This is a genomic window from Desulfoprunum sp. (assembly GCF_053613775.1).
The window spans coordinates 96,016-116,587 of record NZ_JBSHXH010000001.1 but is presented as its reverse complement, the minus strand read 5'-3'; the positions used below and the strand labels follow the sequence as shown (position 1 = coordinate 116,587).

General features: G+C 58.2%; 18 protein-coding genes. 3 read left to right on the top strand and 15 right to left on the bottom strand.

The window, feature by feature from the left end; all coding sequences use genetic code 11:
- Positions 1–243: 243 nt before the first annotated feature.
- From ACWGKN_RS00525 to ACWGKN_RS00485, 9 genes are all read right to left on the bottom strand, one after another.
- Positions 244–1,149 (bottom strand): HAMP domain-containing protein, encoded by a 906-nt coding sequence (locus tag ACWGKN_RS00525; RefSeq protein WP_424256252.1) that lies wholly within the window; start codon positions 1,147–1,149, stop codon positions 244–246.
- 149 nt (positions 1,150–1,298) lie between these two features.
- Positions 1,299–1,907, bottom strand: coding sequence for a hypothetical protein (locus ACWGKN_RS00520; protein WP_035229883.1), 609 nt, complete (start codon positions 1,905–1,907; stop codon positions 1,299–1,301).
- 200 nt (positions 1,908–2,107) lie between these two features.
- Entirely contained in the window at positions 2,108–2,578 is a 471-nt protein-coding gene (locus tag ACWGKN_RS00515; protein WP_035229857.1) for a hypothetical protein, read from the bottom strand.
- Between the two features lie 434 nt (positions 2,579–3,012).
- Positions 3,013–3,645, bottom strand: a complete 633-nt coding sequence (locus tag ACWGKN_RS00510; protein ID WP_452094481.1) for a hypothetical protein — start codon at positions 3,643–3,645, stop codon at positions 3,013–3,015.
- A gap of 161 nt (positions 3,646–3,806) precedes the next feature.
- Positions 3,807–6,251, bottom strand: a complete 2,445-nt coding sequence (locus tag ACWGKN_RS00505; protein ID WP_424256251.1) for a PAS domain-containing hybrid sensor histidine kinase/response regulator — start codon at positions 6,249–6,251, stop codon at positions 3,807–3,809.
- A gap of 394 nt (positions 6,252–6,645) precedes the next feature.
- A complete protein-coding gene (locus ACWGKN_RS00500) occupies positions 6,646–9,051 on the bottom strand; it encodes a Lon protease family protein (RefSeq protein WP_424256250.1) in 2,406 nt (801 codons plus the stop codon).
- A gap of 251 nt (positions 9,052–9,302) precedes the next feature.
- The gene (locus ACWGKN_RS00495; protein WP_035229850.1) at positions 9,303–10,487 is read right to left on the bottom strand and encodes an acetyl-CoA C-acetyltransferase; all 1,185 of its coding nucleotides are present in this window, start codon (positions 10,485–10,487) and stop codon (positions 9,303–9,305) included.
- Between the two features lie 236 nt (positions 10,488–10,723).
- Complete coding sequence (locus ACWGKN_RS00490; protein WP_424256249.1) at positions 10,724–11,878, bottom strand: polysaccharide deacetylase family protein; 1,155 nt, start codon at positions 11,876–11,878, stop codon at positions 10,724–10,726.
- Positions 11,879–11,887: 9 nt separating this feature from the next.
- The gene (locus ACWGKN_RS00485) at positions 11,888–12,940 is read right to left on the bottom strand and encodes a GNAT family N-acetyltransferase (RefSeq protein WP_035229845.1); all 1,053 of its coding nucleotides are present in this window, start codon (positions 12,938–12,940) and stop codon (positions 11,888–11,890) included.
- A gap of 186 nt (positions 12,941–13,126) precedes the next feature.
- Here ACWGKN_RS00485 and ACWGKN_RS00480 point away from each other — a divergent pair, with 186 nt between their 5' ends.
- The gene (locus tag ACWGKN_RS00480; RefSeq protein ID WP_424256248.1) at positions 13,127–14,032 is read left to right on the top strand and encodes a protein phosphatase 2C domain-containing protein; all 906 of its coding nucleotides are present in this window, start codon (positions 13,127–13,129) and stop codon (positions 14,030–14,032) included.
- On the opposite strand, the gene ACWGKN_RS00475 is transcribed toward ACWGKN_RS00480, so the two are convergent.
- The 3 genes from ACWGKN_RS00475 to ACWGKN_RS00465 form a co-directional block, all read right to left on the bottom strand.
- Positions 13,977–15,212 carry a glycosyltransferase family 4 protein gene (locus ACWGKN_RS00475; protein ID WP_452094480.1) on the bottom strand — a complete coding sequence of 412 codons (1,236 nt, stop codon included), beginning with the start codon at positions 15,210–15,212 and terminating at the stop codon, positions 13,977–13,979. The genes ACWGKN_RS00480 and ACWGKN_RS00475 overlap by 56 nt on opposite strands.
- A gap of 365 nt (positions 15,213–15,577) precedes the next feature.
- Positions 15,578–15,874: a hypothetical protein gene (locus ACWGKN_RS00470; protein WP_452094479.1), complete on the bottom strand. Its 297-nt coding sequence runs from the start codon at positions 15,872–15,874 to the stop codon at positions 15,578–15,580.
- 149 nt (positions 15,875–16,023) lie between these two features.
- The gene (locus tag ACWGKN_RS00465) at positions 16,024–17,085 is read right to left on the bottom strand and encodes an NADH:flavin oxidoreductase/NADH oxidase (protein ID WP_035229838.1); all 1,062 of its coding nucleotides are present in this window, start codon (positions 17,083–17,085) and stop codon (positions 16,024–16,026) included.
- Between the two features lie 317 nt (positions 17,086–17,402).
- Between ACWGKN_RS00465 and ACWGKN_RS00460 the strand changes: the two genes are divergently transcribed.
- The gene (locus tag ACWGKN_RS00460; protein WP_035229879.1) at positions 17,403–17,792 is read left to right on the top strand and encodes a metallopeptidase family protein; all 390 of its coding nucleotides are present in this window, start codon (positions 17,403–17,405) and stop codon (positions 17,790–17,792) included.
- A 327-nt stretch (positions 17,793–18,119) separates the two neighbouring features.
- Here the strand turns inward: ACWGKN_RS00460 and ACWGKN_RS00455 are convergent, their stop codons facing one another.
- From ACWGKN_RS00455 to ACWGKN_RS00445, 3 genes are all read right to left on the bottom strand, one after another.
- Positions 18,120–18,371: a hypothetical protein gene (locus ACWGKN_RS00455; protein WP_452094478.1), complete on the bottom strand. Its 252-nt coding sequence runs from the start codon at positions 18,369–18,371 to the stop codon at positions 18,120–18,122.
- 157 nt (positions 18,372–18,528) lie between these two features.
- The gene (locus ACWGKN_RS00450) at positions 18,529–18,717 is read right to left on the bottom strand and encodes a DUF3553 domain-containing protein (protein ID WP_035229835.1); all 189 of its coding nucleotides are present in this window, start codon (positions 18,715–18,717) and stop codon (positions 18,529–18,531) included.
- Between the two features lie 466 nt (positions 18,718–19,183).
- Positions 19,184–19,363: a hypothetical protein gene (locus tag ACWGKN_RS00445; RefSeq protein ID WP_035229833.1), complete on the bottom strand. Its 180-nt coding sequence runs from the start codon at positions 19,361–19,363 to the stop codon at positions 19,184–19,186.
- 245 nt (positions 19,364–19,608) lie between these two features.
- Between ACWGKN_RS00445 and ACWGKN_RS00440 the strand changes: the two genes are divergently transcribed.
- Entirely contained in the window at positions 19,609–20,514 is a 906-nt protein-coding gene (locus ACWGKN_RS00440) for a YceI family protein (RefSeq protein WP_052159971.1), read from the top strand.
- The last annotated feature ends 58 nt before the right edge of the window (positions 20,515–20,572 follow it).

The following is a 20,572-nucleotide window of genomic DNA, read 5'->3' as shown; positions in this document are numbered from 1 at the left end:
CCGAGACTTCTCGCTAACGCTCAGTGACAAAATACATCACCTCGGCCTTCCGAGTTGCGAGGGAGAGGTACTGAGTGGTTGTGTCATATTGGGATATATCGGGGATCAGTCCTGAAAAACAGGTACCGGAATGCTGCCAGACACAATCGCGGCTAAAATAATCATTTGTGGCTGGCAGCGCTGATCAAAACACGAATCGACCTGCCTATTCATCAGGCCTGACCCCCAAATCACATTCCGATACTACATTTTCCTGCCCCGCTTCAGGGCGATCAACATGCTCATCCGCAGCCGCTCGATGGCGGCTTGCAGCTCACCGATCTCATCACTGGTTGTTTTCCTGATTTCCGATTCCAGCTTTTTGCCATCGGCGATATTGTTGGCAGTCTGGGCAAGGGCCCGGACTGGGGCGAGGCTCCAGTTGACGATCAGAAAGGTAAGTATGATCGAGGCCACGAGTACGGCGCTCATGATAGCCAGCAGATTGAATATCAACTTTCGTTTTTCGGCATTGATGACATTCAGCGACAGACCGATCCTGAACCCCCCCCATTGCTTCCCTTTGACATAAATCGGGGAGGATATGTCCCAAACCTCCTCACCGGTGTCCCGGTGGTAGACCTGCAAAAAGCCTTTCTCGGTATTTTTCGCCGCCTTCAAACCGATGGGATCATCGAATATCCGTTTGGTTCGATTGCCGGTCAGATCTTTCGCTGGATCCCCGGTAATCGGTTGCTGATATCGAGTATTGTGAGTCGGCAGATAACCGTTTTTATCCACGGCTACCGCGAAGATATTACTGGGATCCTGGAGAAATTCGTCTTCCAGGGCAAGGATGGCCCTGTCGAGATAGGCATCGTATTTGGTATGGTATTTTGGCGGTTCAAATTTGCCGAACACCTGGTAATCGAGATCAAAAACGTCATCCAGCGAGATCATGGTGCTGTCCACTGCCTCTTCCAGAACGCGTCCGACCACCTTGGCCCCGATCAGCGATTGAATCTTTCCTCGATTCATCAGTTCCGCTTCCAGGCTGTTACTCTGTTTGACGATCAAGTAAAAGGTGCCGCAAGCCATGACGATGAAAAGGACCAGATTGATTATCAATGAGACCTTGAGTCCTACTTTTTTCCTGATCGCGTTAACCATGTGGATCTCCTCTCCTTTGAAAATAATGAACTTGGGCTTCGAGGTTAGGTGCCGTTACGAAATAGCTGAAACAAACATTCCTCCAATTTCGTTACGGCCCCTTATGCCGATTCGGTAGATATTGGTTTCCCTCATTGTTGTACAACGGCTTAATGCTCGTAACCGATTCGGATCGCTCCCCAGTGTTTTCCCCGAATCATAATCGGCACCGACATGTCGTACATGTTCTGACCGGTGTCCCGGGGATATGTCTGCAGCAGAAAAGATCTGGTATTCTTGGCCGCAGTGATTCCCGTCTTATCATTGAACATCCTCTTGGTTCTGTTGTTTTTGGTGTTGTAATCCTGGTTGTCCGTCAACGGCTTCGAAAATTTGGAGTTATGCGTGGGAAGGTATCCGTTTACGTCAACAGCCACGGCAAAGACCAGCCTCTGATCCTTCCCCAGACAGGAGTCCAGGATCCCGATCAGGACTTCGTCGGTGAATTTGTCATACTGGGTGTTGAATTTCTGCGGTGAAGTGTTGGGAATAGGGATGTAAAAGGTGTCGAATAATTGATCTTCGGTCAGACGGTTGGAATCCAGAAGTTTTTCCAACTCCCGAGTGACATTGGATGCGCAGGTCCTGGCAAGATCCAGCACCTGGCTGTCAAAACTATCCAGATTCTGGTCATCTCCGGAAACACCTGGCGCGGCATGGACTGTTGACGTACCGGAGAGTACTGCCAGGACCGCGACAACGGACAACAACAGGCCCATCGAAAGTCTCAAGCATCTCTTACACTTCTGCATTTGTCATCCTCCTCATGTGTTTGACGGCCCAGGCAATAAACCACTCCACCGGTAACAGATAGCACTTGAATTGTTAAAAAATAAGCGGAAGTCCCAATGTACGCCTTGCTTCAAGCTCCTCCTTTTTGAAGATGACAGGGAGAAGATCAACCGCCAAACATGTTAGCTCAGGGAAACCGAAGGTCCGGAGGAAGCTGACCCAGGAACATGCTTCTCTGCTTTTCTCCGGGAATGTCTTCCGATATGGCCTGTATCAACTCAGGCAGCCGAGAAACCGGGATCTTCGAGGGTTGCAGCCCCATGTTCTCAATGCAGTCCGACACCAGAAGCTCGCCGATCGGTCCGGCAACCTGAATTGCCGCCATTCGAAGCTTATCCAGCACAGAAGTATTGACGAATGAGACCGGTCCGGCCGAAGCCGTGAGAGGATCGTGGACCTCCTCGATCAATTTTTTTTGAAAGAGTTCGAGGAAGCTGCTTTTGAAAACAGCGGCGGGAAGACCCACCAGCTGCTGTATTTGATGAAAGGGGGTACGGCCATCGAAGTGCTGCAATAATTTCATTGAATCCGAGTTCAAATGTTTTTCGAGTGTCCCTAGGTCGGTCCGTTTAAAACACATATCCCGGAGTTGTGCCATATCGCCCTCTTGTTGGAGAATTAATGTTGTCGGTAATGATCAATACTGATGGAGCGGCTCCTTCTATTGTGGTGTCGCCAGGTTGCGACAAATTGTTGTTTTACGCGTTTCATGCAACGTGGCCGGCAACAATCCTTTTTCGATCCGGATTTTCAAGAATTTTGAACACCGGCGGTTATCCTCGGTTTCGTCGAAAGTCCGGAAGACCGGAAAAAAGACGATGCCGTTTACAATATTGTATTCGATAGTGGAGAAATTGCAAGATCCCATTGAAAAAGGGGGGCTGCATGACAAACAGGCACGGAATGGTCAAGAATTATGACAAGTTTTACAACCGCAAACCTGATGGGGCGCGAAGAGAATTGATTTTTTCAACACATACCGCCTGGATTCCGGACCGCGCCCCTTTGGCAACACCCCAGGATGACCGCAGGTCACATTCCGCTCCTACGGAAAGGACGGATCTCCGCCACGTTGATGAACGCCGGCTTGAGGATGACCTCATCTTCATGCCGATGCCCGAGGTACACCATGACATCGGCCTTGACGATATCCACCTCGCACAGTTCGCCGCCACCCATTGAATGGTCCTTCCAGCGTTCCGCGAACCCCTCCGCTCTTTGCCGGTCAGGCGTCCAACTGAGACTTCTCTTGATACCCGAGACCGATCCCCCGTAGACAGTGGCGGAAGCAAAACCGACAGGTTCGCCGAGGGCATGCAGCCGTCCAGGATCGCAGACGGCAAACAGCTCGTTCCACACCCCGGCATCACCGCCTGAAGAGAAAGGACTGTTGAACCTGCCATACAGGACAAGCACCGCTTCCTCAAGCCTGCCGGCCTGGCGAAACTGCACCAGATTGTTACGAAAAAATTGAAGGTGGTCCCTGACATGCAGGATTTTCATCGCCTTGAGGGGATCGGTTTCCCGCTGTATGGCATTTTTGATCTGTTCGAACTTGTCCTGCATCTGCCGTTCATGCCGGGCCTGCATTTTGGCATTGTCGAACGATCCGGTATATACGTCGGGAGGATGAAGAAAGACAACCTCCTCTACATTCCATTCCATACTATCTCCTCTTGCGTGTACCGCATCGCTCTCCGGTTTTGTCCCTGGGTGCGAGATGGCTGCTGCCGCGGTGAAAACTGCATGACAAAAAATCGGTTGATGGTCAGATCCCCGATGTGTCGGTATCCTTTCCGCTCACCGGTGTCCCGCCGGTTCCCTGGTCAGGTGCCGGTCTGTTCGAGAAGGCCACGATAGGACTCATATCCGGAAGTATCCTGGAGCGCGCGACGAATGGCATCCTTGAGTACTTCGAAACTGTATGGTTTTCCAAGAAAGGCCTGAGGGAGATCGGGATGGTCGCCCTCCATCACCTGCTCTTCGCTGTACCCGCTGATCAGGATCACGGGAATGTCGGGATCGATCCGGCGCAGAGCGCTCAGGGTCTCCCAGCCGTTCATCTTCGGCATGTAGACATCGCTCAGCACCAGGCAGATACCCGGCCGATGCTGGCGGTACATCTCCACCGCCTCGATGCCGTCACCGGCGCTGAGCACTGTAAATCCAAGCCTCACGAGCATCATGCTGGTTATATCGACGATGATTTCGTCGTCATCCACCAGCAGTATCTTACCGGCCGGCCGGCCGGCCATGGCCGAGGTCGTATCCCCTGCCCGTTCGGCACCTCCCTCCGCTGCGACCGGCAGGAAGACGCGAAAGGCACTCCCTCGACCGAGTGAACTCTCGACCGTGACAACTCCGCTGCGCGCCTGCACGAGGCCCAGGACCATGGATAACCCCAGACCTCGACCGGTAAATTTCGTCGAAAAAAACGGGGCGAACAGCTCCTGGAGATCAGTTTCCGATATCCCGCAACCGTTGTCCAGCACCTCCAGGCAGGCATAGGTGCCGGCTTCCGGCTGCCAGGCGATGGGGAACCGGTGAGCCAGGGGGATCGCGTCGACCGGGACCGTTCGGGTGGCCAGACGGATCACCAACGCTCTATTTTCTTCGGCTGATTCCCAGGCATTGGTAACAAGGTTGGTAAAAATCTGGCGGAGTTGTTTCGCATTTGCCAGGACCACCGGCCCGACTGACTGCAGGTCGGTTTCCAGGAACACATTTTTCGGCATGCTTTCCTGAAGCACGGTCAGACCGGTCCTGCAGATCGCGGCAAGGTCCAGCAACGTCTGGTCGCCGGGCACCCGACCCAGGTAGGTGAGCATCATCTTGCTCATTTCCGCCGCCTCATCGGCTGCCGTCATGGCGACATTGAGATTGTTGGAACACATATCCCCTCGAGCCAGATTCACTCTGGCGAGTTCGAGGTGGCCCATCACCACATGCAACTTGTTGTTGAAGTGGTGGGCGATGGCTCCCGCCATGCGGCCGAGACTCGCTGACTTCCGGAGTTGTCGGTTGACCGCCTCCAGCTTCGCTTTTTCCTCCTCCGCTTTCTTCCGACCGGTGACGTCACGGGCGGAGGCGAAGACGCCACGGATCCTGCCGGAACCATCGTGGTACACCGTGGCGTTGTAGAGTACCAAGGTTATGCGTCCATCCATGTGCAGGATCTCAAGCGGATAGTCCCTGACCATGCCTTCCTTGAACACCTGTTGATACACTTGTCGGGCCTTCTCCGGCTCGGTGAAATAATCGGAGAAATCGGTACCGATCATTTCTTGGCGATGATACCCGGTCACCTGCTCGGTCGCGGAATTGACATCGGTGATTTTGCAGGAGGGATCTATGGTGACGAGAGGGTCGAGATTGGCCTCGATCAGCGACCGGTTATAGGTGCTGTGATTGTGCAATTCCTCTTCGGCCCGCTTGCGGTCGGTGATATCGGTGAAAATGCAGGCAATCTGGTCGGGCAAGGGTTGAAAGACGGTGACCACAAAGTACTTGTCCAGCAACTGCTGATAATGTTCAAAGACTGCTGGTTTTCCGCTCAAGGCAACCTTGCCCAGGGTCTCAGGCCAGTGCCACTCGGAGTCCGGCAGCACCTCGACGACCGTCCTGCCGATAATCTTTTCGGCCTGCAGGCCGGTCATCCGCGCGAACGCCGGATTGACCGAGATGATGCGGTAATCCCTCGGCATTCCCTCGCCGTCGCGCAGGATCTCCTGCACGACAAAGCCGTCCGCCATCTGGCGGAAGAATGTTCGGTAATCCTGTTCCGCCCTGCGTTTCTCGGTTATGTCGCGGATGATCATGCTGGTCTTCTGCTGACCGTTTTGATCAATGAATACGGCGGAAGTGATTTCCGCCGGGAATTTATCGCCGCCGGCACGAAGCATTGTGATTTCGGCCCGCGCGGCAAATTTCCGGGCCCGATCGCTCAGGGCCTCGTGCAATCGCGGGTCCGTCCGATCGACCAGGCCATTGCGCCCGAGACTGCGGATCTCTTCCAGGGTGCGGCCAAACATCTCACAGGCAGCGGGATTGGCGTCGAGGATGGTGCCGTCCGGCTGGGTCAGGAGTATCGCATCGTTTGAATATCTGAACAGTGCCTGATAACTCGAACCGGAATCGGACGATCGATGTCGCGTCCGTTCAGATCTTCGGTTCCCTTCGTCAGCCGATGTCTGCTCCAACTCCAGAATCCGCCGCCTCAGGTCATCATTTTCAGCAATCAGCACCTTTCTGGTCTTGTATTGATCCTTCATACCGTATCCATACCTGGCCGTCATCAGGGTCGGCGATCGGCAAAGCTTGCCTTCCTGTGCGAGGCCCATGAAATCCACATCCCGCAGACTACTCTTTCAGTACGAAATTTGCATTTTTTTTCCCATCCCTCCTCTTTTCGGCACCATATCGATCAGCAATCGAACATTGCCGAGAATACTTGAGACGGAGTGTCGGCATATGGCCCGAACTGTGTCGCGTGGTAATCAGCCGATGGGTTCAACTGCCGTAAGCGATAAGGGACGGTCTGCACCCTGGAAGGAACATTCCGTTTCCGGCGATGTCGCTTTCCTGGAAGGCGATGATTCCGGGTGCCGCGATCGAGCCCCTGGCGACGTGGTAGAGTGACCGCGCCACCCCGCCTCCATGCCGCTCTCAATACTTCTTTTTGTGCTCCGTTGCCTGACAGGCCCGGCGGTAGGCCTGCAGGGTGCTCTGGGCCAGGCTCAGCACACTGCCGCGCGTATACACGCCATTGGCGTTGATGCGACCCGCAGGCACTCCGGTGAGGAGTTCGAGCCCATCGGTCACGTGCTCGACCGTGTGAATATGGAACAGGCCCTGCGCCGCCGCCTCGACCACCCGATGATCGAGCATCAGGTGGCGGCGGTTGCGAGCCGGGATCAGCACTCCCTGACCGCCGTCCAGTCCGGCAGCGGCACAGATATCGAAATACCCTTCGATCTTCTCGTTGATGCCGCCGACCGGCAGCACCTCGCCGTGCTGGTTGAGGGCCCCGGTGACCGCGATGCCCTGCTTGAGCGGCAGACCGGACAGGGATGAGAGCAAGGCGTACAATTCGGCACAGGAGGCCGAATCGCCTTCGATACCGCTGTACTCCTGCTCGAAGACGATGGAGGCGTTGAATGCCAGGGGGGCGTTGGGGGCAAAGAGCCCGGCGAGATAGTGATGGAGAATAAGGACGCCCTTATCGTGAATCGGGCCGGACAGGTTGACCTCCCGTTCGATGTTGATCAGCCCTTCCTCGCCGGCATAGGTCCGGGCGGAGACGCGCACCGGAAAGCCGAAGCGGTGATCACCGAGGTCAACGACGGTCAGACCGTTCAACCGGCCGACCGATTCGCCCTGCAGGGCGATGAGGACATCGCCCTCGGCGATCGATTCCCGCAACTGCTGTTCGGGATAGTCGTGGCGCAGCCGACGTGCGGCGAGGGCCAGGTCGACGTCGACCGCCGCCACCAGGCCGCCGGCCCGACCCCGGCACAGCGCCGCGCTTTCCAGGATCAGCGCCTCGGTATGGCCGAATATCGCACTCTGGCGGGACCGGTCCTCGGCCTCGCGATGCCCCTGCTCCAGCAGCCGGGCCACCGCGCCCGCGGAGAAATGGGGCAGCCCCAGCAGCCTGCAGGTGTGGGCGACGAAAATCGCCGAGGCGTGGCGGGTGGCAGCACTTGCCGCGAAGCGCTCGGCAAAATCGACCTTGACCCGGAAACGGCGGGCAAATTCGAGGTCGCCCTCCTGCAGCTCATAATACAGGTCACGCGAACCGATCAGGATGATCTTGACATCGACATCAACCGTCTCGGGTGCGAGCGAGACCGCGGCAATCGGCGCGAAGGCAGTCCCCGGTTCCTCGATCTGGAGACGACCGCTGCGGAGGAAACGACGCAGCTTCTCCCACACCAGTCCGTCCGCCAGCAGGTCGCGGAGATGCAGCATCAGGAAGCCGCCATGGGCCTTGTGCAGGCTGCCGGCGCGAATCCGGGAAAAATCGGTCACCAGCACGTCATTCTCGGATTGGTATTCGATACTGCCGAACAGCGAACGGAACAGCGGGTTGTCCTCGACGATCACCGGCGCCCCGCCCAGACCGTCGTTGTCGACGACCAGGTTGACCCGGCAACGGGACAACAGTTTGTTCAACATCTCCTTGCGCAGCTCGTCATCGGTCTCGGCGGCCTTGAACAGTTCCAGGTTGTCGAGGATGTCATCCCTGACCTGGCGGAGATAGGTGTCGAGTCCGGCGGCGTCCTGGTCCTTGTTCTTCAGGGCGGTGCGAATCTTCCGCAATTCGCGGTCGAGCAGCGGCTTGGCCACCTTGCGGCGCAACGCCGCAAGCGAATCGTTCATCACCTGCTCCAGCGGCCGGGTCTTTTCCAGATAACGGTTGATCTCGTCGATCAGTTCCTGCTCGGCCCGGTCGATCTCGGCGCGTTGCTCCTTCGGCAGGGCCAGCATCTCATCTTCGGTCATTCCATGCCCTTCCTTGCCGCGCAACGTGAACAGCATGTGGCCGGACTCGCGGTGCATCGTGAAATTCCGGGCCTCGCCAAAGGCATCGAGTTCGGCGTAGGCCTTGGACTCCTCCTCCTTGTAGGATTTGGCGATCCGCTCGCTCTCGACCTTGAAGTGCGGGCCGTCCAGTTGCTGCGGGATATCCGCCAACAGGGCGTTCATCATCCGCGCCATGTTCTGCCGGAGCAGACGACCCTGGCCGGTCGGCAGGCGGAGGGCGCGGGGACGTTCCGGGGCATCGAAGTTGTACAGGTAACAGAGGTCCGGCGGGGTGGCGCGGGTGGCGGCGGCGACCTCCATGGCCTGGCGCAGCAGCGACGACCGGCCGCTGCCGGCCTCGCCCAGGACAAACAGGTTGTAATCGGCCTGTTCCATCCCGAGGCCGAAGCGGACGGCGATTTCCGCCCGCTCCTGACCGATCCAGGACAGCGCCTGGTCGAGTAATTCCGAGGTGTCGGCAAATCCCAGCGTGTCGGGATCGACGGTGAGGCGCAGGTCGTCAACGGTCAGTTTGGAGATCGGCATGGGGCAATGAGAGGAAGAGAAGACGGAGCATTATGCGTGGGTCCGAAGCGGGCTGGTCTTCGGGATGAAGATACTGTCGGGTGACATGACGAGCGGGACGGCGGAGGCTTCGCCCATCGGCGACCGGGGCGGGGACAGAGGGGGGATGAACCCGCCGCCTCCGGCCTGGCGACAGCCCGGCGGGTTCATCCCGGTACGACCGGAGGGGTCGGGAGCGGGGCAATCCTTCCCGGCGATCATCGCCCCGCCGCCTATCTTTCCACCACCACGGCGATCCCCATCCCGCCGCCGATGCACAAGGTGGCCAGGCCGCTGCCGGCATCCCGTTTGATCATCTCATGGAGCAGCGACACCAGAATCCGAGCCCCGGAGGCCCCGATCGGATGGCCGAGGGCGATGGCCCCGCCATTAACGTTGACCTTGCTCATGTCGAACTGCAGCTCCCTGGCAACCGCAAGGCTCTGCGAGGCAAAGGCCTCATTGGCCTCGATCAGTTCGATCTCTTCGAGCCTTTTGCCCGCCTTGGCCAGGGCCTTGGGGGAGGCGGCCGCCGGCCCGATGCCCATGATTTTCGGATCGACCCCGGCGGAGGCATAGCCCGTCAGCCTGGCCATCGGCGTCACCCCCAGTTCCCTGGCCTTGTCGGCGGCCATGACGATGATGATCGCCGCGCCATCGTTGATGCCGGAGGCATTGGCCGCGGTCACCAGGCCGTCGGTCTTGAACGCCGGCCGCAATCGGCCGACCTTGTCCAGTGACGAACCGGGCGAATACTGTTCATCGGTGTCGAACACGAAGGGATCGCCCTTCCGTCTCGGGGTCAACACCGGCACGATTTCATCCTTGAAGCGGCCGCTGGTGATCGCCGCCTCGGCCTTTTTCTGGGATTCGACCGAGAAACGATCGAGTTCCGCCCGTGACAGATTCCAGTTTTCGCAGATATTTTCGGCGGTGATCCCCATGTGGCAATTACTCATGGCGCAGTGCAGGCCGTCATGCACCATCATGTCGATGATGCCGTTGGCCGGGGTATTCATCCGGTACCCGAAACGGGCCTGCGGCAGGGCATAGGCCGTGGCGCTCATGTTTTCCATGCCGCCGGCGACAACGATGTCGGCGTCGCCGCACTGGACGGCCTGAGCTGCCATGATCACCGATTTGAGTCCGCTGCCGCAGACCTTGTTGATGGTGACGGCGGGTACTTCCTGGGGAATTCCGGCCCTGAGCATCGCCTGCCGGGCCGGATTCTGCCCCAGCGCCCCGGTCAGGACGCATCCGAGGATACCCTCGTCAACCATTTCCGGCCTGATACCGGCCCGATCCAGCGCCGCCTTGATCACCATGGCCCCCAGTTCGACCGCCGGAACATCCTTCAAGGACCCACCGAATTTGCCAACCGCCGTACGACACGCACCGACAAGGACCACTTCACGCATTGATCTCTCCTTTTGGGTAATCATATCATGGACCGGCACCTGCTGGGTGCCGGCAGCAACTCTCCGTTCGACCAGGTGAAAGGACAAGAGAATACCCTGCAAAAACGATTGTAGCCAGTTCGATCCGGCATTGGAACTGATAATTGCGTGGAAATACGAGTCCGGGGGGATGCAATGAGACGCGACTGTCCGGGGCGACGCCGATACCCGGCGGAATCGGCCGGGATTGCGATTCGTCAGACGATATCGATGCGGATCTCCGAATGACCGGGTTCGGGCTGCAGCCGCACCGTGGTGATCCCGCCGTTGTCGGTACCACGGCCGATGATCCGGGCCCCGCTGCAGCGCCACCCGACCGGCGGCACTGCCCGGATCTTCAGGGAGAATGGGCCATTGAGCGAGGGGAGCGACGGCAGGTCGCGGAGATCGATGCCCACCATTCGCTGACCGAAACGGAACCGGGCGAGATAACAGACGGCGGCCTGGCGCCAGCAATCATCGACATCGATGGCCATAATCCTCCCGATGTCGGCGGCTTCGGCGACGATCCGCTGCGCCCAGCGCGCGATGATCTCGCCGTTCCGGGCGGGATCGGGGTGCAGCAGGTTGCCCCAGTGCAGGGCGACGATCGGGTTGAGCGGCAGTGCTTGCGGCTCCGCCGCGGCCTGGGGCCATGCCACCGGCGACAGGCCGCGTTCGAGCAGGGCCACTCCGCACTCCCAGGTGAGCTTGTCGTGGATCGGGGGAGAATACTGCCGGGCCCTGGCAAACCGCGTTGTCACATGGGTAATGCCGAAGTCGTTGAGCACGGCCTGCATCGATCCATCGCCGTTGCCGAAACTGTGCCGCAACGCCGGGGGGACGAAAAACCGGGGAAACCCTGAAAATCCATTGTCCCGAAGGATGGCCGCATAGGCCCGGAGATGGCCGGCGACGATCTCCCTGGACCGCATGAGGCCGTCATCGTCATGAAATTCGGCACGCTGCATCTTCCCGTCCCGCCAGAATTCATGACAGAGCCCATGGACCGCCAATTCGAGATGGCGCTCGTGGCGACACAGATAGCTGGCCGCTTCGGCCAGCCACGGCCCCTGATTGCGACGGTTGTCCCAGGCCCGGCCCAACCAGGTCGCTCCGGCAATATCCCTGAGGAGGTTGGTGCGGTCCCATTCGCCGACCACCATGGCGACGGCGACCCGCATCGACAGCCGTTCCGACAGGTCGACCAGGGCCCGGTAATCGGCCAGGCAATGGCGGCGGCAGAAGCCGTTGCGATACGGCTCGCCGCGCCTCGACCCGTCCTCGCCCTGCCACCAGCCGACATCCTCGATCACCAGAAACAGCGGCAGCGGCAGGGAAACGGTGCAATCACCATCTTGATAAAGGATCATCGCCGCCCCTCAGAGACTGATCCAGCGCCGGATGGCCGGTCCCTCGCGCCGGGAGTCGGCAAGATCCATCCTTTTCCAGTCCTCGCTGACCAAGGACTCATTGGAGGGATACCACTCATGCCCATTTCTCGAAAATACATACCAGTACAATGGCCGGGCGCCGGCGCCCCACTGCATCTTGAACCGGCTGGTGGATGTCCCGGGGGAGGAGCGGCCGAAATCGAAGCGACGGCAGCCCTGGCGGATGCCATGAGCCAGCATCGTCCAATACAGCAGCATGTTCGCGCAGATTGGCCGTAGCCGCCGCAACGACGAGGCCCACGGGTTGAACAGGGTGCCGCCGTGTTCGAATACCATCGCCCCGGCGGCCGGGACGCCCCGGTGATAGACGACGATGCAGCGGGCCCGGAGGTCATCCTGGCCGATAACCTGGCGGAACAGCTCCACCCCGTGCGTCGGCGAACCGAGATCGCGCATGTTATCGGAAAAAACCCCATGAACATCATCCACCAGCTCCCCGCCGCCGATCCGGACGACACAGCCGCAGCGCCAGGCCTTGCGCACCTGGTTCCTGACCTTGGCCGGCAGATCGTCCCACAGTTCTGCCGTTGTTGCCGGCAGCAGCCTATCAAGTCCGATCTTGAAGGAGTGGGCGGTGCATTGCCAGTCGGTGAGGGCTGACAGCGGAGGGACAATCTCGAACCGCCCGTACTGCCGCAGTTCGAGATGCGCCGCCCCCGTCGCCGCGGCCAGCTCCAGGGCGGCGGCAAGCAGCCGACGCCGGACCGCATCGGAATCGGCGACTATGCCCGCGGCATCGGTATAGGGCAGCGAGATCAGCCGTCGCGTTCCACCGGGCGGCGAGAACAGCAGCAGCGGCAGGATCCCCGCAGTGTCTCCCGGGGCAGCGGCGGCCCTGGCCAGCAGAAAAAATACCGGCAGATCGTACGCCGCCGCCAGGGCGCTGCTCCACCCCCGGAGGTGGGTAAACAGCGCGGCGTGATGCCGGCCGCAATAACCGCGCCAGGCAGCCGGATCAGGATTTAGTAGTATTTCAATCATCTCTGCTGCAGGATTGCCGATAAACACAGCGGGTGGATCGCGGCCCTCTCTTTCCCCCCCATGGTCACATTGCGTCAGTATATATCGAAGCTATAGCAACCCGGAGGATGATCGAAACAAGCAATTTGTGCTTATCTTCATTCATTAGTACTGTATGGCGAACAATCATTCGAGTCCGGAGCCGGCATGTACCTTTCAACCGACCAATACGCCATCCACTGTCCAGCGGCATCACCGCCGCCCTGCATGATAGAAACACTTCATGAACAGGGCAGCGGCGAGTGCAACGAGGATGTCCTCCTGCAGGCCGAGGACCTCTTCGGTGTGTTCGACGGGGCAACAAGCCTGGAACATTTTTACGACAGCAACGGCTCGACGGGCGGGCTTCGGGCAGCGACGATCGCCGCCGATACCTTTCACGACTGTGGCGGCGGTCTGCCGCAGGCCGCCGCGACGGCGAACCGCCTGATCCGCGAAGCCCAGCAGCGCTATCGCATACCGCTGCATCATCGGCACCGGCTGTGGTCAACCAGCCTGGCCGTCATCCGGCTGAACGAGTCCTCCTTCGACTACTGTTTTACCGGCGACTGCCTGATCCTGCTGCTGCACCGCGACGGCAGCCACACCCTGCTCTCCCCGGAGCCGGATATCGACAGCGAGACGCTGCAGCTGTGGCAGGAATCCCCGACGACGGCGCAGTCCATCCATGCCCATCTGGCCGACCAGATCGTCAGGATCCGGCTGCAGATGAATGTCAGCTACGGGGTGCTCAACGGCGAGCCGGAATCGATGGACTTCCTCCGTCATGGCCGGTGCAGCCTCGACGGCATCGCGGACATCCTGCTATTCACCGACGGCCTCGCCTTACCCAAGGCCGAGCCCAAAGCCCCGAGCGACTGGCAGGCGTTTGCCGATCTCTACCGCCGCGGCGGCCTCCCCGCCCTCCGCGACCATGTCCGCGGCCTCCAGTCGGAAGATCCGACCTGCCGCCGCTATCCCCGCTTCAAGCTGCACGACGACATCGCCGCCATCGCCATCACCCTGGACCGCGACCGCCCCCTGCCCGTTCATACACCGCGGCGATTTTCCTGAAAACCACCCCCCATCCCGACCGGGCGGTGATGGTTTCAACCTCATCGCGGGAAGGCGTCGGGGACTGCTCGGCCCGCCTGATCATCGCTGCGACCGCCATCGCCAAGCGGTCCTCCAGCAGCCCCCAATGCCGTGGGTCGGGCCGATCGATTGTCGCCATCGGCGGCAGATCGACAAACTCGACCAGATCGCAACTGACCTTATCGAGCAGTTCGAGACAGCCCGGCAGGTTGGTCGTGACAATCCGGCAGCCCGAGGCCAGGGCCTCCAGCAGCACCAGCGGCACCCCCTCATAAAAGGAAGGAAGGACGAATACATGGCAGCGCTGCATCAGCCGGGCCAGATCGATCTGGCTGAGCGCCCCATGGACCGTGACCCGTCGCGCCAGACCTCCAGCCAGATCGAGACACTCCCTGGCCTCCCCGCCGGCCCCGGAACCGGCCAGATGCAGATGGACCGGCTGGCTGCCGAGACGGGCGAACACCCGCAGCAGCCAGTCAACCCCCTTGGCATGGCACAGCTTGCCGGCATAGAGCAACTGCACCGGCCCGGTTGCCGGTTTGTCGCTGAAGGTGAACATCCGGTCATCGAATCCGGTCCCGATGACCTCGATTTTCTTTCCGTCCACCCCATAAAGACCTGCGATCTGCTCCGCCTGACCCGCACTCAGCGCCAGGATCGAATCGATTCGGCGGCAATCATCCAGCACCCTGCCCCGGAGATGGGGGCACTGCACAAATTGCCGCAGATCCGTCGAATGGCAGGACACAACCAGCGGCAAACCGGGAAGAACGCGCCTGGCCACGGCGCTTGCCAGCCAGAGGTGGTGACTGTGGACGATATCGATCGGGAAATCACGGCCGGCCGCACCAATCACTGCCGCGAATGCCCGTTCATAGTCCATGATCGCTTCAGACGACAGGGCACCGAAGCGGGAACTGGCATACGGCATGACATCGCTCATCCCCGGAATGGCAAAATCGAGATCGCCACCGGAAAAGCGGACTACGCGGCAGCAATCCTCAGAAATTCCTTCCAGATGAGGAGCCCGGTCGGCTGAAATACCGGCAACCAGGAAATTGCGGTGGCCGGCAGCCGCCGCCTGGCGCATCAGATTCTGCAGGTAGATGCCGCTGCCGGTGCTTTCCGGATGCTGGCTGATGACGTGGAGAATATTCATTGAATGGTATCGGGCCGACAGGAAAAGGCATCGCACATCGCCGGGGATCGACCCCGACGCAAGGGCTGACACTATTGTACTTAATGAACACGCCCTTCTTTTACAAATTGGAATATGCGATCATTTCTCTGCGTATCATCCATTCACCCGATAACTCGCCTCCCCTTGACCGCGCACATCCTGTCTGAATTCGAGTCGGAACAAGGGGCCAAAATCGATTCGGGGCGCAATCGTGTCCATGAGACGAACAGACACGCATCACGCCCCTTCGAGCAGCTCCTCGTGGAACCTCGGCAATCATCTGACTGCCGCAACTGCCCGCAGCGATTATTTCATGTGATCAGGCCGCAATTCTTAGACTATTCTCAGAGCATATACGGGATCTTCTCCTCATGACCGATAAAATCTTTATCGATTGAGCTGAAGATCTTCAAAATCTTGTCTTTGGTCTCGACGGTGTTCCCGACGGTTTCATGTTCATCGAGATGGCGAAGCTGCGCCGTGGCCGAATCTATCGCCGAATTGAGTTGCTCGATCTTCGCATCAAGTATCGCCCTGGTCTCAGCAGTGGACTTTGCAGCCAGGTCTTCGAGTTTTTTCAGGCCGTTCCGCCACTCAGCCGTCTTTTCATCGATAATGTCTTTGTAGGTCATTGAGTGCATCGAATCCCTCCTTTTTCAATCGATTTTGAAATCAATTGCACCGGACCGGACACATCTTCATTTATAATTATTAATCATGAACTGGTCAGGAGCCAGAAAAAATCTCCTGCGCCCTGGCCCTTTCCATGGCGTGGAATTGTCAGGCGACGCTATCTGGCCCGGAGATACTGGATCGGCCACGCCGTATCGGCATGCAGGGCCTGGGCGGCATGCAGCGGCCAGTAGGGATCGCGGAGCATCTGCCGCCCCAGGAACACGGCATCGGCCTGACCGGTCGCCACGATCTGTTCGGCCTGAGCCGGTTCGGTGATGAAGCCGACCGCGCCGCCGGCGATTCCAGCCTCAGCCCGAACCCTGGCCGCAAAGGGGACCTGAAAGCCGGGGCCGAAGGGAATCGCCTCGTTCGGGACGGCAAATCCGGAGGAACAATCGATGAGGTCGACCCCGATCTCTTTCAACTGCCGGGCCAGGATCACCGATTGCTCGATATCCCATCCGCCCGCCATCCAATCCGTCGCTGAAATCCGGGCAAAGACCGGCAGTCGCTCCGGCCATTCCGCCCGCACCGCCCGCGCCACCCGCAATGGGAAACGCAGCCGATTGTCGAGATTGCCGCCGTAGTCATCCTCTCGCCGATTGACGAGGGGGGAGAGAAATTCATGGAGGAGATAGCCGTGCGCCATGTGCAGTTCCACCACCTCGAACCCGGCAGCCAACGCCCGCCGGGCTGCAGCCTGGAACTGGTGCTCGACCTGGCCCATGTCTTCCATGGTCATGGCCCGCGGCACAGGATGGCCCGCGTCAAAGGCGGCGGCGCCTGGGGCCAGCGGCTGCCATCCACGTTCATCGATACCCAACGGTCCGCCCCCCAGCCAGGGGGGCGAGCAGGAGGCCTTGCGGCCGGCATGGGCGAGCTGAATCCCCGGCACCGCACCCTGCTCCTTGATAAAACGGGCAATTGCCTTGAACGCCTGAGCCTGAGCATCATTCCAGATCCCGCTGTCATCGGGGCTGATCCGCCCCTCCGGACTCACCGCGGTGGCCTCCACCATCACCAGCCCCGCACCGCCGACGGCACGACTGCCGAGGTGCACGAGATGCCAGTCGCCGGGCACTCCATCGGGACTTGAATACTGGCACATCGGAGACACGAAAATCCGGTTGCGGAAGGTGATTGAGCGCAGGGTCAAAGGTGAAAACAGAATACTCATGGGCTGGCCTCATTTCACAAGATAGGTGGCGGGACAGGGAAACGGCGATCTCCCGACAATATTCGGGAGAATAAGGAAAAATACGGAAAAATCAACTCCCCGCACTGTCCGGCAAACCCTATGGAGCACCGCAATACGATATCGGTGCCTATCGCCGGAAATTGCCGGGAATTCCTTGCCAAACACGGGATAATGGAGGATGCTCCCGGCAGGGATATACCGTGTCCCGGGTCTTGTCCCCATTGATCTTATCGCCTTCGACGTTACCATTTAATCAGGGACAGTACGTGGCCGTCAATTTATTTTTCTGCAAAAACATGACTCGTAGCCATCCGAAATTGAGCCCGGGGGAATTCAATCGCCTTGTCGAACAGGCAATCGCCCGCATTCCCTGGGACCTCCGCCGTCATCTCGACAACATCCTGATCTCGGTGCAGCCGCGCCCGGACAGGGATCTGCTGGCGGAAATGGGACTTGCCCCTGATGACGAATTGTTCGGCATTTTTACCGGCGTCCCCCTGGCCGAACGCAGCCCGGCCGATCCCCCCCTCTATCCGGACACCATCCAGATCTATCGGGAACCTCTCGAGGCCTTCTGCCGCAGCCGCGAGGAGCTGATCGAGGAGATAGAGATCACCGTTGTCCACGAGATCGCCCACTACATGGGCTTTGACGAAGACGACCTGATCGCCCTGGGTTACGGTTAACCGCTCTCAACCGGGAGAGAATTGCCGCTGCCTGCCGGGAGGGCGGACGGCAACCGCTGAGGCCATGAATCATCACTCAACGGTGGTTGCATGAGAGGCAACGTTGTGTATGCTGAAATAAATGGACTTTATTTCGAGATGGCGGATGCTGCCTCGAATTGCAGCATATCAACGCTGAAGAGAGCTTTCTCGACCCTTGATCACGTCAAGGTCGATTGCGACGACAGAAGGTCGTTCAGGTTTGGGGATTCCGACCGGCAAAGCTATTTTGAATGCAGACCGCACAGCACTGACAACTGTTGTTCAAGTACATGCGGTGAACCCGGATTACGTCATGACGCCAAATCGGAATGGCTTAGGGCCATGGTTTCTATTATTTTGACCATCGGAATTTTTTTGGTTCGACAGCCTGACTTTCCTGGCAACCAACATCTGCTTTTCGATGTGGCATTCGAACTCGACTGTAACGCCAACCTTTAAAAACTGACAGTCCACAAGATCGGCCTTACGCACCACAATGTCGGGCCCGCCTTTATTATCGAGGAACCCCGAGTCCTTGTCGCGGAACCATTTTTTCACTACTGTTTGCAAAAATCCACCTTTACCCTATATCGCATCATATTTCGAGCAGCGCCACTGGTGATCAGCTACTAGCTGCCCCCGATACAACCGTTCCCGTTCGTGATCGCATCATCGATCATGACAGCGAGGACCACCATCGCCATCCGGCAACTCCTCATTTGACTCCTTTGCCGTTCCCATTGACTTTCAGAAGATATTTCGCCCCCTTGGCAATGGACATTTCGTTGTATCCTTCAAAGATAACCTTGATTGTCCCGCACTTGTCCACATCAAGCACTTTTCCGATACCCCACTCCGATTTTTTATTGTGTCTGACATTTTCACCTTTAGAAAAAATCGCCATTATTGCTACCTCTCAGTAAATTGTTATGAAACTGTTTTGATACAATAGGTATTCATTTGATGAAGTCTCTTATTGTTACTCAAGAAAAGGAGACATGATGATGGTTCAGAGTTGAGTACGGTTTGTCATCCCTCCGACTCGTCGATGATTTTATCCTCGATTCCGTCCTCACTCTCTTCCGGCTGCGGTTTATTCTTTTCTCGCTTCCGTTGTTGTTTTTCTGTTTTCTTTTTCTTTCTTTCCAATTCCTTCTGGCGTTTTTCAAACGAAAAGTTGCTTCTTGACAATGGGAGACCTTTTATTAGAATTTATCTATTAGGCTGGCACCGACAAATATTCACGACGTGACAATTCGAAAATCAAGAGCTGAATGACGATAATTGGCGTTTTCGGGAGAGGAAAACTTTTCCCGACCAACTCCTATGCTAGGCACGCTGAATCAGCTTGAACATGAATTTAGAGCAGATCAAACCGCTTCTTCCTTGAGTTTGATCATCATCTGTCGACAGTGATTCTCTGCTTCCATGGCATTCTTGGCCACGACCGTATGAACCGACCGAGTATGCAGGTTGATTAATTCGTATCGGTCATCACCGATATATTCCAGGAGCCAATCCTTCCATTGATGGACTGTTCTTCTGCTCATATTGAATCCTCTCCGGAGTTAAAGTATTTCTCGTATAACATACCCTGGAAATGAGATAAAAGATAAGGGATTTTTCCCCAACATCAATAATTGGCAATATTCAGGAAGAAGCAAAAGGTATATTTGATTGTCAGGCGAGCAGAAATGAGGGGTAATTTCCGACTCCCGGAGAACCACGATCCGGTATCCGGACGTAGGTGATCGACCCGCACCGGGTCGAAAGTGAACTGAAGGAGGGTCTAACCATGACTGAGATTATACGATGTAATGAATTGAAACAGCGCCTGGACGAGGGCGCCGTGGTCATCGACGTGATGACGCCGGAAGATTACGCCGCCTGCCATGTTGCCGGGGCCCGGAACGCCTGCATCTACGAAATAATTTTTCTTGATCGGGTAGCGGAACTCGTTTCCGGCCTGGACACCGATCTGATCGTCTATGACGCCACCGGAGCTACCAAAACCGCCGAGGTGGCCCGAGATCGGTTGCTTCAGGCCGGATACACGCGGGTATCGATCCTCGCCGGCGGTCTTGCCGCCTGGCGCGAGGCAGGCCTGCCGGTCGAGGGCGGAGCCGAACCTGCCTTCCCCGAAACGGCCCCGGCAGACGGCACATATCTCCTCGATCCCCAGAAGAGCCGGGTCGAATGGATCGGGCGCAGCCTCAACAACCGGCATATCGGCCAGTTGGCCATCATCGAGGGCAACCTGGTGGTTGCCGCCGGCAGACCACTGGCCGCCGACATCATCGTCGACATGCACGCCCTGACCGATTTCGACCTCCAGGACCCGGCCTACCGTGACATGCTCATCGCCCACTTGAAATCGGAGGACTTCCTGGCCGTCGATCGCTTCCCGACCGCCTCGCTGGCGATACGCGGGTGGGAAGTGAAGAATGAAGTATTCCCGATCGCCCTCGGCGGGATCGCCACCGGAGAACTGACGATAAGAGGGCTCAGGCGGCCTGTCCGGTTCCCGGCCCTTGCCGCCCCGCAACCGGACGGCAGCATCAAGGTCCATGCGGCCTTCGACATCGACCGAACCCTGTGGGACATCTGCTACGGTTCGTACCGCTATTTCGAGCGTCTCGGCATGCATCTGGTGCACGACATCATCAGCCTTGAACTGTTCATCGTAGCGAAAAAGGAATAGATGACGAACCTTTTGCAAAATGACAAAATCACATAGCATGTCCCACTCGCATCTCGAA

What these genes read in the sequence shown, in the direction of transcription:
- ACWGKN_RS00525 (WP_424256252.1), bottom strand. Translation starts at nt 1,149, where the DNA reads ATGGTTAACGCGATCAGGAAAAAAGTAGGACTCAAGGTCTCATTGATA.
- ACWGKN_RS00520 (WP_035229883.1), bottom strand. Translation starts at nt 1,907, where the DNA reads ATGGGCCTGTTGTTGTCCGTTGTCGCGGTCCTGGCAGTACTCTCCGGT.
- ACWGKN_RS00515 (WP_035229857.1), bottom strand. Translation starts at nt 2,578, where the DNA reads ATGGCACAACTCCGGGATATGTGTTTTAAACGGACCGACCTAGGGACA.
- ACWGKN_RS00510 (WP_452094481.1), bottom strand. Translation starts at nt 3,645, where the DNA reads ATGGAATGGAATGTAGAGGAGGTTGTCTTTCTTCATCCTCCCGACGTA.
- ACWGKN_RS00505 (WP_424256251.1), bottom strand. Translation starts at nt 6,251, where the DNA reads ATGAAGGATCAATACAAGACCAGAAAGGTGCTGATTGCTGAAAATGAT.
- ACWGKN_RS00500 (WP_424256250.1), bottom strand. Translation starts at nt 9,051, where the DNA reads ATGCCGATCTCCAAACTGACCGTTGACGACCTGCGCCTCACCGTCGAT.
- ACWGKN_RS00495 (WP_035229850.1), bottom strand. Translation starts at nt 10,487, where the DNA reads ATGCGTGAAGTGGTCCTTGTCGGTGCGTGTCGTACGGCGGTTGGCAAA.
- ACWGKN_RS00490 (WP_424256249.1), bottom strand. Translation starts at nt 11,878, where the DNA reads ATGATCCTTTATCAAGATGGTGATTGCACCGTTTCCCTGCCGCTGCCG.
- ACWGKN_RS00485 (WP_035229845.1), bottom strand. Translation starts at nt 12,940, where the DNA reads ATGATTGAAATACTACTAAATCCTGATCCGGCTGCCTGGCGCGGTTAT.
- ACWGKN_RS00480 (WP_424256248.1), top strand. Translation starts at nt 13,127, where the DNA reads ATGTACCTTTCAACCGACCAATACGCCATCCACTGTCCAGCGGCATCA.
- ACWGKN_RS00475 (WP_452094480.1), bottom strand. Translation starts at nt 15,212, where the DNA reads ATGAATATTCTCCACGTCATCAGCCAGCATCCGGAAAGCACCGGCAGC.
- ACWGKN_RS00470 (WP_452094479.1), bottom strand. Translation starts at nt 15,874, where the DNA reads ATGCACTCAATGACCTACAAAGACATTATCGATGAAAAGACGGCTGAG.
- ACWGKN_RS00465 (WP_035229838.1), bottom strand. Translation starts at nt 17,085, where the DNA reads ATGAGTATTCTGTTTTCACCTTTGACCCTGCGCTCAATCACCTTCCGC.
- ACWGKN_RS00460 (WP_035229879.1), top strand. Translation starts at nt 17,403, where the DNA reads ATGACTCGTAGCCATCCGAAATTGAGCCCGGGGGAATTCAATCGCCTT.
- ACWGKN_RS00450 (WP_035229835.1), bottom strand. Translation starts at nt 18,717, where the DNA reads ATGGCGATTTTTTCTAAAGGTGAAAATGTCAGACACAATAAAAAATCG.
- ACWGKN_RS00445 (WP_035229833.1), bottom strand. Translation starts at nt 19,363, where the DNA reads ATGAGCAGAAGAACAGTCCATCAATGGAAGGATTGGCTCCTGGAATAT.
- ACWGKN_RS00440 (WP_052159971.1), top strand. Translation starts at nt 19,609, where the DNA reads ATGACTGAGATTATACGATGTAATGAATTGAAACAGCGCCTGGACGAG.